The sequence below is a fragment of the Flavobacterium sp. GW821-FHT12A05 genome, assembly GCF_058807735.1.
Genome location: NZ_JBXAQY010000003.1, coordinates 61,570 through 78,487, shown reverse-complemented (window position 1 = coordinate 78,487; position 16,918 = coordinate 61,570). Strand labels below are relative to the sequence as shown.

Genomic DNA, 16,918 nt, shown 5'->3' with positions numbered 1-16,918 from the left:
AAAAAATCCACAGTATAAATAGTGCTAAATTTTTAAAAAGATTTCCTATTTAACAACACAAGCAGGACTGTTTATCTAAACGTCCTGCTTTGTTATTTTTATGATTATCGTGGAAACAAACAGAAATTTGCATCATCAAATTATACAAGATTATGGATTTTCCAATGTTTCACATGGATTGGCTCAATAACAGAATGCTTATTGCTATGATAGCCATTATACATGTACTGATCAACCACGGACTGGCCGTTGGTTTTATGCCTTTTATTACCTGGCTGGAACAAAGAGGTGTTTTAGACAGCAGTAAGGATCAAATTACAGATTTGGACTGGGATGGCCGAGTTCATAAAATGATGATGGTGGCTTTTATTATAACCACTACACTGGGGGCTATGACCGGAGTAGGAATCTGGTTTTCTGTGGCCTTGGTAAGTCCAAGTTCTATAGGCAGTTTAATCAGGGTATTTTACTGGGCGTGGTTTACCGAATGGCTGGTTTTTGTTACCGAAGTGATTCTTATCATGATTTACTTTTTAACCTGGAAAAACAGTAATAACAGCTTAAAAGCAAAATTAAGACATATTCGCTTTGGCTGGTTTTTAAGTGTTTTTTCCTGGATTACGATGGCCATTATTGTTTCTATTTTAAGCTTTATGATGGATCCCGGAAACTGGAACACTCATAAAAGCCTTTTAAATGGCTATACCAATCCCATTTATCTTCCTCAATTATTGTTCAGAACCCCAACGGCAATGCTTGTGGCGGGAAGTTTCGGTATGTTATTGATTACTATTTTCTTCAAAAAGGGAACTGAATTTCGACACAGGGCAGTGAAGTACTGTTCTAAATGGATCTTGTGCTGGGCTCCAATATCGCTTCTTGGAGCGATTATTTACTACAGAGCTATTCCTGATGCAATGACGGCTAACATGAGTACGGCTGTTGGAACAATGGATTTTAGCAAATACTATGATCTGATGAAATACTTTATCATTTTTGGAATTTCACTTTCTGTTATAATGGCCATTGCAGGACTTGTTAGAGCCAAGATATTAAAGAGTTATATGGTGCTTGTTCCGGTATTAATGGCATTTGCTTTTTTGGGCTTCTTTGAACGTGTGCGCGAATTTGTTCGTAAACCCTATGTGATAGGAGGTTATATGTATTCTAATTTATTGTTAGAAGAAGATTATCCGGTGTATCAGCAATTCGGATTATTAAAGAACGCGACTTATACTACAGTAACAGAGATTACTCCTGAGAATAAAATTGAAGCCGGAAGAAATGTATTTATGATTGCCTGCAGCCGCTGCCATACCACAGGAGGAGTCAATAGTGTTGTAGATGTTTTCGAACGCGTTTATGGAGTTGGAAAACCACTCGATATAAGTTCGATGACCGGATATATTCCCAATATGCATAACGGACGGACTTATATGCCTCCGTTTCCCGGCACAGCCCAGGAAGCCGAAGCATTGGCTGCGTACATTAAAAATATCCAGGATACCGGCGAAACCATTGAGGGCGCACAATCAGAAGGTGTTAGTGTAAGCCCGCTTCAAAACGAAACAAGTGTATTAAACAACAAGAATAAACAATAACAATCCAGCAATGATCTTCAATTTATTAATAATGCTATCTAATAATGTACCGGTTCCCAAAGATATTCCACTGCCATTGCCATTACCAGAGTGGCTGTTGGTAATCATATTGGTTGTTTCATTTTTACTTCACATTGTTTTTGTGAATTTGATGCTTGGGGGATCCATTTTAGCTTTAGTTTCTGAAATTAAGGGACTAAAAAATAAGGACTATGATCATCTGGCACATGAGATTGTAAAAACAATAACCGTAAATAAAAGTATTGCCGTTGTATTGGGTATTGCGCCATTACTGAGTATTAATGTCTTGTATACTGTTTATTTTTACTCGGCAAATTCGCTGACCGGTCTGGTTTGGATTGCCGTTATACCTTTAGTAACCGTTGCATTTTTACTAACCTACCTGCACAAATATACCTGGGAGATATTATCGAATCATAAAGCGATTCATATTTCAATATTAGCCATTGCAACGGTTATTTTTCTTTTTATTCCTTTTATATTCCTGACGAATATCAACCTGATGCTTTTCCCGGAAAAATGGGCGGTTGTAAAAGGTTTTATTGATGCGATGTTTTTGCCCAATGTATTTCCCCGTTACGCGCATTTTATTTTATCCTCTCTGGCCGTTACAGGATTGTTTATATTCTGGTATATGAGCCGTAAGAATTATCCTTTCGATAAAATTTTTGAAAAATTCACTCTTTATGATATTCAGAAAAAAGGGTACTCTCTGGCACTGACAGCTTCGGTAATGCAATTTATAATCGGTCCGGTGGTTCTGCTGACATTGCCTTCTAAAGGTATGGGCTGGAATCTTATTGCGGTTATTTTTACAGGAGTAATTTTCTCTGTTCCGGCAATGTGGATGATTTGGAAAGGGCTTCAGGGCGAGAAGGAGCATATTGGCCGAAATTTTTATAAAATAGCTTTGCTGCTTGGAATAACGGTCACTTTTATGGGATCAGGAAGACAAATTTACAGGGCTAACGCTTTGAGAAAACACCAGGAACTGGTTCGGGTAAAAACCGATGAATTTCAGGTCTTAAAGAAAAAAGCTACGGAGAAAATAAAAGAGGAGGAGTCGAAAGTAGATAATGCCTCGAAAAGCACAGCCGAAAAGGGGCATGATGTATTTAATCAGTATTGTTCTTCATGTCATAAGACAGATGAGAAATTAGTAGGACCGCCGGTGAAAGAGATGGCTCAGATTTATAAAGGAAATGGGACTGATTTACAAGAATGGATTAAGAATCCAGGTAAAAAACGTCCGGATTATCCACAGATGCCAAGCTTTGAATCACAGTTAAATCAGGAACAACTGGATCAGCTTGCCGAGTATATTTTAACTATTAAATAGCTGATGTGAAACTTTTTAAATCGGTAATATTTTATGCTTTTCCTTTTCTGATGTTTTTCATTTTTATCTGTGCAGTGCGGTTCTCTGACACAAATTATAAGAGTAAAGCATGTAAATGCAGAAGAGTTTCCTGCTCTCAAGACGATAAAGCCGGACAGCAAATGAAACAGAAATGTAAATATTTTAATTAATTCTAATAAATCACAATATTATGACACAAGTTTTAGCCCTTATGATTCTGATTTTTATTGGTTTTTCAATTGTATTTTTAATAAATATTATAATTACAACCCTGAAGCTCAGCAAATCAAAAGAGATTAACAACTCTGAAAATCCATTAGAAAAAGACTACCAATTTATCAAAGGATTATACTAAACTGTCCATTAGTAAAATCTTATTTTGGTTTGTTAAAAAGCCCTTTTGATGCTGACACATTAAGGGCTTTTTTTTATGCAATTTTGTGAGAAAATCAATTTTTTATTTCCCGATGCGAGCTGTATTGCTTTTTTATAGTGCAAAATAGTCCTGTACAATAATTCACCTGACAAATACACATCACATTTTTGCTAATTACTTGATTATTAGTTGTCTGTTGAGAATTTTATTTAATACATGTTCTTTATATGCTGAAAAAAGCTGTTAAATAATTTATTTTTCATTTAATATTGTGTTAATTTTTTGAGTATTCTATAAATTATTATGTATAGATGCAGATTGTCTTTTTTTACTTTTTAATCTTCCGGGATTTAATACAATATAAATAAACAGTTACTTTCAATATAATTCATTATGCGAAATAGTTTTTTTCTTAAACAAGCCAATCTTTGGCTAATCCTTAAAAATCAATATCTGCTTACAAGATTGACAAGTACTTTACTGATTTTGTTTTTTTTATTTTTTAAGAGCGGAGACGCCTCGGCACAATATGCAGGACACGAGCGGTTCAACGTATATTCGCCAAATACTTATTCTCTTGGCCAATACGGCGACATTCCTGTTAATTTGTCCTCAGGAATCCCCCAAATTAGTGTTCCGGTAATCAAATTTACAGACAAGGACATCAATCTCGATGTGTCATTGTCGTACCATGCGTCAGGCATTAAGGTTGACGAGGAAGCTTCTTGGGTGGGCTTGGGCTGGGCTTTAAATGCCGGAGGAATGATTACCAGAGAAGTAAGAGGAATTCCGGATGGTTATACCTATAGTGGATTGCAGAGTAGGACTTCTATACCTGATTTCGCAGGTAATACTTATGATGATATTTCGATTAAAAACTATGTAGATCAAGTTAAATATAAATTAAGGGATGGCGACATGGGAGTAACCGATAATGGTTCGGATATATTCTACTACAATTTCAACGGGAGATCAGGCAGATTCTTTTTAAACGGAACGGCTAATGCAATATTGGCTCAATATGAAGATTTTAAAATTGAGTTTGTGCCTGAAGCTAAAAATAATGCTGCAAACCCGCTATATGTAGGGGGAGATTTTATCATTACCGATGAGCGGGGTTTTGTTTATGAATTTAAAGATCATGAGACGGTAGACTATCGTTATAATACCGGGAAATCATATACAAGCTCCTGGTATCTTTCTAAGATAAAAAGCCCTTCCGGCGGGCAGCTTACGTTCGAATATGCGGCGGGTGGCACCATAGCTTTGCAGTATCAGAAAAGACGTTTTAGCGAGGCATATTTTGTGGTAAACCAGAATAATCCTGATCATTATCTTCCGGAACAGTATGCAACTACCTACTTAGATAGTGACGAGCTAATATCCGGAATTGTTTTGAAGAAAATTACTAGTTCTTCAGGAAATTACCTGGAGTTTGTGACATCTACAAATGCAAGGAAAGACAGTGAATCGTTGTCTAACAACCAACTCGATTTTATTGTATTGAAAGATAAGAATAATCGACAGGTAAAGAAATTCCGTTTTGATTATAGTTATTTTGAAGCCAATAAATCCAGACAAATCCCAGTGGAACAGTTTAGCAACAAACATTGTCTTAATTACCGCTTAAGGCTGGATTCGTTTCGCGAGATAGGTGTAAATGATATTGGTCAAAGTCCATACCGATTTGAATATTATGGTGATAACGATCCAAATACGGACGATCTCTATACGCTTCCTTCCCGTTTGTCGCCTTGTCAAGACCATTGGGGCTATTACAACAATAGTAACAATAAAACAATTTTTCCAAGTAATCCCCAGAATTACCCTTTCCGTATTGATGACTGGGCCCTACAGTTAACACCCAGCGGAGAGGGATATGGAGGGACGGGGCCGAGTTTTGCCTATGGCGTGCCCAATGGAGGAACAAGAGAGCCCGTTGCAGAAGCAGTAAAGGCCTGTGCTTTAAATAAAATTATATTTCCCACTGGTGGCTACACGCGCTTTGAATTCGAACCACATTTGCTAAATGAAGATGATCTTTTGCCAATATCCGGAGGCTTAAGACTCAAACAAATAGAAACAAAGGAAAGCTCAAGTTCTGTTGCTATCATAAAAAACTATGAATATCCGGGGGTCGCGGTCAGCGAAAAATGTATCGGTTCGGAAAATCCTTATTATACCTGGTACAGTTCTGGTTATAACTCTCAAACTTCTACTGAGGGAAATTGGCGAAAATTGTCCGCTTTTGGAGTTCCCGCCACATTATCCGTTAACAACAGGTTTATAGCCCGTGTCGAAGGCGCTCCTCAATTGGGGTTTGGAGCAAGGGCAAACGTTATCTATACTGGTGTTAAGGAAATCTCGCCTGGTAACGGTTATACCGTTTATAGTTTTAGCTTTGCCTATGATGTAGAATTTCCCGGAGATTTGAATAACGAAGGGGTATCGATTCCAGGATTGTTTAACTCGGCAATGGTTCAAACAGAATACATAAGTACTTACAAGCCTGATTTTCTATATAAAACTATTTCTCCCTGTACGTTTCCTTATCCTAATTTTATTAACAATGATTGGAGGCGAGGACATCTTGAGTCTAAAGACACTTATTTAGAAAATGGGACCTTACTTTCTAAAAATTATACAGAATATGATATCCGTGCGCTTAAAGCAGTTCCGGGCTATAAAGTAACATCATTTGGGGATGAAATTCAATATTTCTATTCCCGCTATTATGATGTAGGCGGCATGGCTAAACCTATCAAAGAGGTAACGGAAATGTACAATAGTGATGGAAGCTATATAAGAACGGTAAAAGAGCTTGACTATAGTTCTGTTAATCATAAGCAGCTGACTGAGACCAGGGAATACGACAGCAGAGGAGATGCCACTGCCACAAAATATTTCTACCCAACCGAGTATGGCAGTTTGCTTACCAGCCTTAAAGATAAACATATCCTCGCTCCTGTGGATATCCGTAAATATCGTAATGCTAAGCTTATTTCCGGCGAACAGGTTCAGTATGGAGTCAATGGTCTGCCTTTAACAATATATAGCGCGGAGGGTGATGGTACGGATATTGTCTTTAATCCGCAGTCTCCCTATACTTTCAGTTCCAAACTTTCCAATGCCTACGATGCAAAGAATAATCTTTACAGCCAGACGGTTACGGACGGAATCACTTATGTCTATCTCTGGGGTTACAACGGGCAGTATCCGGTTGCTAAGGTTGCCAACAGCGATTACGCAACAGTAAATTCTGTAATAACACAAACACAGATAGATAATGCGGTAACCAGCGGAGAGGCTGATTTACGCACCTTATTGAATACTCTGCGCACCTCTGCATCGCTGAAGGGCGCCCAGATTACGACCTATACCTATCGCCCTTTGGTGGGTATGACGAGTATGACCGATGCAAAAGGATTGACGACATACTACGAATATGATGAGTTTCAGCGATTGAAGCAGGTCAAAGACGCACAAGGAAACATCCTTTCGGAAAACCAATACAATTACAAACACTAATTTTTAATTATGATGATGAAAAAATATTTACCTATTCTTTTTTTGTGTTGTATTTATTGTTTAAACGCTAAACCTTTTGTTAATCGCAATATAGGCGTCCTTCCAGCAGTTTCGCCAAACATACAATATCCTAATTATTCTCAAGAAATAGATCCATACCATTGGGTCAGTTCCGGTGATTCCGCCGATAATATTGTACACAATACGATTCAGGTGCAAAATAATGTCTTGTCTGTCAATTTAGAAGCCAGTTGGACTTACAATCAAACATTTGCAAGGGGAGTGGTTGCCTGGCTCGATATATATCCCGCCCTGCCCAATATGGAGCTTGGTCAAATTTATGGCTATAACGAGCAGTCGGGATATGGACTATCGGGATATTATGCCAAAATTGAAGACAATCAATTAGTGATTTACACTTTAACCCCAGACAATTGGACCAGTTTCACGACTTTCAGTTTAAGTTTTGTAATCGATTTAAGCTGTGCGGTAAACTGGTATATAGATAGTGATCATGACGGTTACGGAAGTTCAAGCGCAACACCTATTTTCGATTGTTATCAGCGTCCGTATTATGTAACAAACAATTACGACTGCAATGACCAAAACCCTGCTATAGGTATTGGCCCAAATTGGTATTACGATACCGACAACGACGGATTTGGAGACTATAATTCCAATCCCATTTCGGCATGTGTAAAACCCGCAGGTAACTATGCTGCCAACAACTTTGACACCTGCCCTAATGTTTACAGTACAACTGCTAATGGCTGCCCTGTAAATCCTCCATTAATAAACGAAAATTATGTTCGCACAATAAACCCTACTGTTCCAGTGACATCTGTCAGCGGGCTGGCGGCATCAAAAAAAATAGATAATATCACGTACTTCGATGGTTTAGGCCGCCCGATGCAAAAAGTCGGAATCGCCGCCGGCGGTAGTAGTGAAGACTTAATTGCGCCCATTGAATATGATAATTTTGGAAGGCAGAAGAAAGAATATTTACCTTATGCAAAAAGCTCCAATGGCGGCTTATACAGAAACACTGCCCTGCAGGACGTTTTACCAATTTACAACACTCCCAAATACGAAAACACTTCGAATCCATATTCCCAAAAAGATTTCGAACCCTCGCCGCTTAACCGTGTCTTACAAATGGCTGCGCCGGGTAATGCTTGGTCTTTAGCCAATAATCACACTATAAAATTGGGCTATCAAACCAATAGTGCAAACGAAGTAAAACTCTTTACAGCCAATACTAATTGGGATGCTGCTCAAAAATTATTCGATATTTCGTTGTACAATGATGGAAGCAGCTATGCTAAGGATGTACTCTACAAAAATATCACCAAAGACGAAAACTGGACAACAGCTTCAGGGAAAAACAATACTACAGAAGAGTTTAAGGACAAAGAAGGACGTATTGTCTTAAAAAGGACATATTCTAACTCCGATTTAAATAATGACGGAGATACTGCTGATGCTGGAGAAAAAGAAATACAACACGACACGTATTATGTCTATAATGTTTATGGAAACCTTACTTATGTACTGCCTCCCAAAGCAGTTGATTTAATAATCAATTCTACGACTGCGCAGTCGAATATAACTTCTTCTGCTGTTGTAACTCCGGGGAATACTTTAACGCTTACCGCAACAAATTCAATTAGATTGCAAGCAGGTTTTCATGCACAAACAGGAAGTACTTTTTTTGCTGCTATAGTAAGCAGTAACCAAAATGTTTTAGACAATTTATGTTATCAATATAAATACGATTCCCGCAACCGTCTGGTAGAGAAAAAACTACCAGGAAAGGAATGGGAGTTTATTGTGTATGACAAATTAGACCAGCCAATCTTAACCCAAGATGCCAATTTAAAAGCCCAAAACAAATGGCTGTTTACCAAATACGATGCTTTGAGCAGACCAGTATATACAGGTGAATATTCTAGTCAGGCATCGCGTGCGAGTTTACAGAATACTGTAAATTCCCAAACGACTTTGTTTGAAAACAGACAAGTAGTTAATACTATCAATAATACTACGGTATACTACTCTAATAATGCTTTTCCTAATACTGGTATTAGCTTGTATACCATCAATTATTACGATGACTATAATTTTGACTTAAATGGAGGAACTACTGAAAATGTGGGTACAGTAACACCGAGTACTAGCACCAAATCTTTGGTCACTGGGAGTAAAATACGCATTTTAGGAACCGCAAACTGGATTACTAATGTTATTTATTACGACGATAAAGGTCGTTCTATATACAACTATATTAAGAATGACTATTTAGGGGTGACGCAAAAAGTAAAAATGGAGCTTGATTTTGTGGGGAAACCTAATAAAACGACCACCCAGCATATTAAGGGAGCTTCTACGATAACAATTGCAGATACATTTACCTACGATTCTGCCGGAAGATTCAAAAAACAGACGCAGTCCATAAACGGTGGTACTGCAGAAGTCATTGCTGATAACACTTATGATGACTTGGGACAATTGGTTTCTAAAGCAGTGGGAAACAAAGAAGGAAGCCCACGTTTACAAACCATAGATTACACCTACAACATACGCGGATGGCTTAAAGGAATCAACGATTCTAATACAGCCAATAACGATATTTCTGTGGGAAGCGGGGACTTGTTTGGGTTTAAAATTAATTACAGCAATCCTTCTGCAGGCACAGCATTATACAACGGAAACATAAGTCAGACATTTTGGAAAATACAAGGCCAAGATCCTGCCTTAAAAAACTACACGTATGGTTATGATGCCCTAAACCGATTGACTAATGCCATATCCCAGAACTCTGGCCGTTACAATGAAAATCTGACTTATGACAAAAACGGTAACATCATGAGTTTAATCCGTAATGGATATACAGATCCTAATGCGACGCTATTAGGAGTAATGGATAACTTGGTTTACACCTATGATGCAGGCAACAAATTATTTAAGGTAAAAGACAGCTCAGGCAGTTCCGAAGGTTTTAAAGATGGTATTGATACAGCTCAAGAATACACTTATGACGATAACGGAAACATGAAGACTGATGCTAATAAGGGGATTACAGCCATCACCTACAACTATCTGAATCTGCCTGTCGATATTACCTTATCAGGAGGAACCGTTCATTACGACTATGATGCCACAGGTGCAAAACAACGTAAAATAGTTAGTGGAATTACCACTGATTATGCCGGGGGCTTTCAGTATGAAAACAATATTTTAAAATTCTTCCCACAACCCGAAGGTTATGTAAACCATAATAGCGGAAATTTTGAGTATATTTATCAATACAAAGATCATTTGGGTAACAATAGGGTCAGCTATAAAAATGTAGGTTCTTTAACAACGCCATCTTTACAAATTGTGGAGGAAAATCACTATTATCCATTTGGATTTAAACAAAAAGCAGCAGGAGCAGTAGTTGGCAACACAAGTTACAAGTATAAGTACAATGGAAAAGAGTTCCAAGACGAGAATATTGGAGGCAATCAGCTAAATTTGTATGATTATGGAGCGAGAAATTATGACCCTGCTTTAGGTAGATGGATGAATATTGATCCGCTGGCTGAGCTATATGTTGGAATAACACCATATTCTTATACATTTAATAATCCTGTGAGATTTATTGATCCTGATGGCCGATACGTTGATGATTCATATATTTATCAAAAATATACTAGTGGAAAAAATAAAGGAGAATATAAAAATCCTAATTTAGTTAAAGCTTGGGAGTTCTTTGCTAATTCAAAAACTGGAATAGCATTTTTATCTAATTTTGCGAGAGAAAATCAAGTCATTGCTGGTCATGAGTATAAAGAAAGTGGAAAATATGACAAAAATAATACAGATTTGAATTTTGGAAGTATGGAACCTGGGGAAACTGCAAGCGCAGAGACCTCTCATAAAAAAGATGGAAATCATCTTCAATTGACGATTCTTTTAGATGAAAATAGTTCCAAAAAAACAAGTTTTGAAGCTATTGGTTACGAAATCGATAACATATCACATGAGGCTTTTATTCATGTTGATAGTTATGCTGACGATTTTCTTGATGGTAAGTTAGATTTATCGAATATTACGCCAGAATACATTACTTCAATTAAGAAACAAATAAAAAAAGATCCGGCAAAAAGACGAGCCAATACAACTAGTGTTCTGCAACATTGGATGGCTCAAGATAAGAAAACATTAGAGAATAATACTTTTCCAATTTTGAAGCAATTTTATGAAAATGCTGGTATCAAAAAAAGCGATAAGGATATTAATAAAATAATAAACACATACAGAGATTAATAAGATGAAATTAAATATTATTTTAGTTTGCTTACTATTATTTGGTTGCAAACCTGAACAGATTAAAACTTATGATTTAGATTTAACTATTAAGTACGATGCCTTTTTAAATTCTTTTAAAATTGATAGTAAAGGTGATGCGATAATTTTAATTAACGAAATTGGCCAACAACCAAAGGTTTATCAAGCTTCTTTTAGTAAATCAGAAATGAATTTTATTAATAAATCGATACAAAATATAAATTTTACAAAATGTGATTCAATTGAAAATGATTATGCAGATGGTACACGTTATGTATTAATTTTGAGAGACCAGGTAACAAAAAAAAATACTATAGTATTAAAAGATAATTGTGAACAACAAAAACCATTAAATGATTTAGTTTTTTATATTTCACGAACCTTTAACAAGAAGAAAAAAGAAGATTATTATAAAAGTATTAGTGGTTTAGTATTTGTAAAACCTGACCTTTCTAATGGTAATGATACAGATTAGGTTTTTTATAATATAAGCACTTAACTAAATGAAACTGTCGATGTGCTCACGAAAATTGGAAAACAAGGTTAAGGGTGTGTTTTTGCATTCTTAGTTGTTATAGCCCTTTTGCTCTGAATTCTTTTCAAAGACTGCTTCCGTTGAAAACAGATCTGGTTTTGTTGTCAAGTGAAAATAAAAAGCAAACAAGTTGAAGTATCATTTTTCAATACTTTAGCTTGTTTGTTTGTTTGTAATTGTTTTGTGATTTTTTGCTCTGCTACTTCCCAGCTCTGCGAAGTCTCCTGACTTCGTAGAAACAAAGATTGGTAAAGACTTATTAGCTTTAAAAAATTATATGCGAACGAATACAAAGTCAGGAGACTTCGCACAGCAATTACGAACATTTTGTAGAGCGGGAGGTCAATTTACTGTTAATAATATTCAAAACACTGCAGCTCATGAGGGTAATGCTCATTTTAAGAATGGTGTTACTGGTGAAGGTAAAGCTCATGCCAAAGCATATCAGACGCAAATTAATCATTCGTCATGGCAGGGAACAACTCCTGAATGGAAAAAGATAATTCAAAGATCAATGAATAAAATTTTAAGTGGAGAAATTAAATAGTATGTAATTATGAAAGGATTAATATTTGCAATTCTTTTGATTTTTGTCAGCTGTGCTGATAAAGAGATAATCAATTATAAGATAAATGCAACTTGTGAAAAGATAATTGTTCAAGATAGTTCAAATAAAAAAACATTACATTTTTTAGTATCTTTTTATAACCCTAATGAAAAAGAAGTAGTTTTTTTTTCAAATTCTTATGATGTCGATTCTAAACAAAAAATAAATAAATCTGCTGGTATATGTTTAAGACTTAATGATACAGATATCGCTTTAGTTCAACCAAACTCTTCAACGTTCTTTTATATAAAACCAAAAGAGAAAATAAAAATGCTGTATACTTACAGCAAACAATATCAAAAAGAAGAACTAAAGATAGATAGTTCAATTTCAATAGATAAACAGCTGAATGATGTGATTTTGTATTATAAGTATAATAAAAAAGTTATGGATAGTTTTTTAGATAAAGATAAAAATGAGAACTCGAATTTAGTTACTCCAACATCAAGCTTTAAGGTAATATTCAAAAAAAAGGTTATAGAGTATCGAGAAAAACTAACTATAGAAGATGTTGTAAAATTGATTAATTAAAGATTGGATCTAAAAGAAGAATTTGGTATGTATCAGATGTCTTAATAGTCAGGAATTCCTTTAAAGAGTTGCAGATAATCAAATATCAGCGACAAAAATTATTGGTAACTCTATTTATACAAAACTCACTACTGGTAGAGGAGAAAAAAAACAAAGTGATACAAGATTTCATTTATAAAACTTATGGATATACTGAAAAAAATAGTAATTGGAGGCTTGTGTTTGTTGACTTTTATTAATTGTAAATACAAAGAGCAAAAAAATACTACTCAACAAAATAGAAACGAAATTGTTTTTAAAAATTGGTTACAAGATACTTTAAATGTGCTTAAAAATGAACACAAATTAGACTATAAAAGAGATATTTTAGTAAGCTCAGACTCATTATCACTTGATATTGTAAAAACATTTGATAAAGAAGTCAATCCAAAAAGTATTGAAAAGATAAAATCAAAAGAATTAATGTATTCATTCGATTTACTAGATAGGAGTCATAATATGCCGCAAGAGGAATTTAAATTAAAACTTGTTATTGGCTCTTATTATTCTGTATCGATGGTTGAGCAACTAAAATATGAATACGATAGTGAAATTAAATTATTTGATGTTATCAAGAAAAATAAAATCGAAAAATATAGATTTGTAAAAGGTAATTTCATTGAGAAAAAGATTTTAAGTTATTAAAATCCGACAGCATAAAATTTTTATAATCTATACTCAGAAAGAGAAATCAATAAAGCCACTCTATAACGGAGTGGCTTTTGCTTTTATTTGTTGTTTTTGCGATGTTTTGTCATGCTACTTCCCGATGCAGAAAGTAACAACCCCTTACTTTACTGGGTGTTTCGCTATCCGAGGTACAAATGGGGTACACATAAAACAGTGATTTTAATACCTTTTTTTTGACCATTTTTGCCGTTAAAATTTTAACATTTTTAACAAAAATTAAGCTATTTCTATTGATTTGAAGTACTAAAATACGCTAATAAATTGATAAGATAATATAGGTATTTAAGAAAAGCTTTAGCTTGTTATAATTTAGGTTTGAGAGTATTCAGCTCTGACTAAAACAAGAAAAAAAACTTTGATTGGAGGCCTTTTTCATTGTGTAATAATTTCATTCCTAATACGGCTTAGAGACTGTGGCGTAATTTTAAGATACGATGCAATATAATGCTGGGGTACCTGCTTTACCAACTCGGGATATCGCTTTAAAAATTCAAGATATTTGGTTTTGGCATTTCCGAAGTTTAAAAAATCGTTGTCTTTTATCTTGTTAAGCAGCGTAGCTTCTGTAATGCTTTTTTGGAAAATAAACAGATTTGGAATTTTTTGCGTTAAGGTTTCCATAGATTGGTTTTTTATAACCAGTAACTCACTGCCAACGACCGCCTGAATCGCAATTGAGGACGGCTGTTGTGCATAATAGCTTTCAATATCAGAAAAAAACTGTTGCTCCCTGACGAAAAACTTAGTAACATCGCTGCCTTTCCCATCAGTGCCATAAATACGCAAAATGCCTTTGTTCACAAAAGCAATTTCATTGGCAGTTTTACCAAGCTCTTGGAAATATTCATCTTGCTTCAGTGTTCTAATGCTAAAGCAGGATGCCACAACATCAATGTCCGCTGCAGTAAGGATACCGCCAAATGCTAATGCCGATTTTAATTTTTCCATTTAGATTACAATTCCCTGTTCAAGAATACTTTCTGCGCAGGCAGTAACAGCATCTTTTACAGGTACTGGCTGCCAATGCAATTCGCGTACTGCCTTGTCTATTTTCAATTTCCTTTTTACACCAAGTTCAAGAAGAATTGGTCTTAGAGATACTTCAAAGATAGAGATTAATCTCGCCAAAACATTAGGTAGTTCTTTTGTCACTATTTTTCTGTTAGGATAATGTTGCTTAAGAAGCACAGCTATTTCTTTGAAAGTCATATATCCTGCGGCCGCAATATAACGTTCTCCGGCTGCCTGATTTGATACCATTGCTTTAAGAAGCAAGTCTGCCAAAGATTCCACATCGACAATCTCAAACCCTATTTTTGGCAGGGCTGGTAGACTTTTATCGAGTATTTTAATGATGATATTTGCTGTAGTACCGAAATCATCTTCAAGTACCTTTCCCAAAATTACACCCGGCAATATTGTAGTGAGCTCCATTCCCGAGGTGTCCATCTTTATAAAATCCCAGGCCGCTTTTTCCGCAATAGTTTTGCTTCTAAAGTACGCTGTGGTATCTCTAAGGTTTTTGATATCTGTCCAATCCTCTTCTGAGAAGGTTCGATTGAGTTCCTCTTTTGTTTTTCCATATTGAATTGCCGAGGAGGAAGAAACCATTACCACGCGTTTAACCCCGTTTTTTGCTGCAGCTTTCAAAATCGACAAAGTGCCCTGTTTTGCAGGAATAATCAAGTCATCTTCATGCTTAGGCAGCTCACGGGGAAATGGTGAAGCAACATGCAGTACATAATCCATACCGTTAGTAAGTTCATCCCATACCTTATCGTCACCCAAATCAGCTTGGGCAAAACTAAGATTTTCAAGATTGCTTGTATATCTGGCAATAATCTCTTTTATAGAATTGACCCTGTCCAAATTACGTAATGTTCCGGTAACTTTATAGCCTTTGTTTAGTAATTGAATTGCGGTGTGTGAGCCTAAAAATCCGGTAACACCTGTCAGTAATACTTTTTGCTGGTTCATAATTATCTTTTTGTTTACAAAGGACTGGAAGTATTTATTCTCTGCAATTACCAATTGTTAAGAAATGCTCTTGATCTTATACTTTTAGACAAGAGATATTGAGTATTTCCTATGCAAATTAAGGCCTGTGAAGTTGGGAGACTAGCAGGCTTTTAGCGGGTGTCGGCTTCGGCGACATCCGCTATTTTTTTTAAGTACATCCATAAAGAATAAGATGTTAGATACTCTCCAGCATTTTAGCGAACCTGTTTTTAGGCTTTTAAGGCGAGAAGTATCCAGATTTATAACAAATTATAAATCTTTTAATGGATTTTCTACGGGATTATCATCCGTGGCAAACCCAAAACGTTTAGAGAGATAACTGCTCACAGCACTGAAGTTTGGATACTTCATACTATTTTCTAGTCCAAAAGAATCGAGGATGTCAACAGGCATTTTATCCATGTAAAATGACAATTCAGGTGATTTGAGCCATTCCATTTGTATTGAAATATAATTTTGCTCTTCAGTCTCGCTTCTTATTTCAGTCGATATTTTTGCTGCGATCACAAAATTTCTAGTAAGCTGAAAGGATCTGCCAGTCAAGCAAACCTTCCATACGCAGTGAATCTATAATTGTCAAAGGGAACACTATATTTTCAGTATTCCCTTTTCTACTTTGCAGAATTAATCGTATATAAGTCTTGTTAAAATCTTGTGTATTATCACTTTCGCCTCGAAGTATAATTGTAAACTATATAAGTATATTACTAAGGCGTAGATAATCTTAAAAAATATGTTTAAAGTATATTCAGATAAATGGAAATAATCAGTTCCTTCCTAAATCCAATTTCCAGTTAAAATGATTATCATTTTCACCCGCTTTGGTAAAGCTGTTCTTTTGAAGGACCTTATATGATGCATGGTTATTTTTTTCTGTCGAAGCTATAATGACTTTAATGTCGGGGCGCGTTTTAGTCCACGTAATCAATCCCGCGACTATTTCAGTCATGAATCCCTGTCCTTGAAATTCCTCATAGGTACCGTATCCTATCTCAACTTCGCCTTCAGGGTTAGGCTCGCCGACAAAGCAGGCATCACCGATCATTTTATTATCATTTTTGCTGATAGCGGTCCAGATTGTAGAATATAAATAATTTTTGCTTTTGTCTGCCACACTTGGAAGAATTGTATTCTCAAGGGCTTCCTGAAGTTCAGGAGAAATAGTTCTTGAACTTTTTTCCAGACCAAGCTCCTCTTCTAAAGTTCCGTCGCATTTTATATACTTTGCTAATTGATTCTCGTTTAAAGGTATGATTACCAGTCGATTTGTTGTTATCAT

Annotated in this window: 12 protein-coding genes; 8 read left to right on the top strand and 4 right to left on the bottom strand. The window is 35.7% G+C overall.

The genetic code is table 11. The features are described 5' to 3' along the window. Positions 1-152 precede the first annotated feature (152 nt). The 8 genes from AC1RRQ_RS07290 to AC1RRQ_RS07255 all read left to right on the top strand — a co-directional run bounded on the left by AC1RRQ_RS07290 (position 153) and on the right by AC1RRQ_RS07255 (position 13,575). On the top strand, positions 153-1,601 hold the full coding sequence (locus AC1RRQ_RS07290) for a c-type cytochrome (RefSeq protein ID WP_493022349.1): 1,449 nt from the start codon (positions 153-155) through the stop codon (positions 1,599-1,601). Between the two features lie 31 nt (positions 1,602-1,632). Further along, on the top strand, positions 1,633-2,961 hold the full coding sequence (locus AC1RRQ_RS07285) for a c-type cytochrome (RefSeq protein ID WP_493022348.1): 1,329 nt from the start codon (positions 1,633-1,635) through the stop codon (positions 2,959-2,961). 790 nt (positions 2,962-3,751) lie between these two features. Then, positions 3,752-6,886, top strand: coding sequence for an RHS repeat domain-containing protein (locus AC1RRQ_RS07280; protein WP_493022347.1), 3,135 nt, complete (start codon positions 3,752-3,754; stop codon positions 6,884-6,886). Positions 6,887-6,901: 15 nt separating this feature from the next. Continuing rightward, positions 6,902-11,197 (top strand): DUF6443 domain-containing protein, encoded by a 4,296-nt coding sequence (locus tag AC1RRQ_RS07275; protein WP_493022346.1) that lies wholly within the window; start codon positions 6,902-6,904, stop codon positions 11,195-11,197. Positions 11,198-11,201: 4 nt separating this feature from the next. Then, positions 11,202-11,693, top strand: a complete 492-nt coding sequence (locus AC1RRQ_RS07270) for a hypothetical protein (protein WP_493022345.1) — start codon at positions 11,202-11,204, stop codon at positions 11,691-11,693. 337 nt (positions 11,694-12,030) lie between these two features. Then, positions 12,031-12,300: a hypothetical protein gene (locus AC1RRQ_RS07265; RefSeq protein WP_493022344.1), complete on the top strand. Its 270-nt coding sequence runs from the start codon at positions 12,031-12,033 to the stop codon at positions 12,298-12,300. A gap of 9 nt (positions 12,301-12,309) precedes the next feature. Continuing rightward, positions 12,310-12,891, top strand: coding sequence for a hypothetical protein (locus tag AC1RRQ_RS07260; protein ID WP_493022343.1), 582 nt, complete (start codon positions 12,310-12,312; stop codon positions 12,889-12,891). A gap of 183 nt (positions 12,892-13,074) precedes the next feature. After that, complete coding sequence (locus AC1RRQ_RS07255; RefSeq protein ID WP_493022342.1) at positions 13,075-13,575, top strand: hypothetical protein; 501 nt, start codon at positions 13,075-13,077, stop codon at positions 13,573-13,575. Between the two features lie 417 nt (positions 13,576-13,992). On the opposite strand, the gene AC1RRQ_RS07250 is transcribed toward AC1RRQ_RS07255, so the two are convergent. The 4 genes from AC1RRQ_RS07250 to AC1RRQ_RS07235 all read right to left on the bottom strand — a co-directional run bounded on the left by AC1RRQ_RS07250 (position 13,993) and on the right by AC1RRQ_RS07235 (position 16,918). After that, positions 13,993-14,568, bottom strand: a complete 576-nt coding sequence (locus AC1RRQ_RS07250) for a Crp/Fnr family transcriptional regulator (RefSeq protein ID WP_493022341.1) — start codon at positions 14,566-14,568, stop codon at positions 13,993-13,995. Beyond that, the gene (locus AC1RRQ_RS07245; RefSeq protein WP_493022340.1) at positions 14,569-15,597 is read right to left on the bottom strand and encodes an NAD-dependent epimerase/dehydratase family protein; all 1,029 of its coding nucleotides are present in this window, start codon (positions 15,595-15,597) and stop codon (positions 14,569-14,571) included. 291 nt (positions 15,598-15,888) lie between these two features. Next, positions 15,889-16,146, bottom strand: coding sequence for a hypothetical protein (locus AC1RRQ_RS07240; protein ID WP_493022339.1), 258 nt, complete (start codon positions 16,144-16,146; stop codon positions 15,889-15,891). Positions 16,147-16,405: 259 nt separating this feature from the next. Next, a complete protein-coding gene (locus AC1RRQ_RS07235) occupies positions 16,406-16,918 on the bottom strand; it encodes a GNAT family N-acetyltransferase (RefSeq protein ID WP_493022338.1) in 513 nt (170 codons plus the stop codon).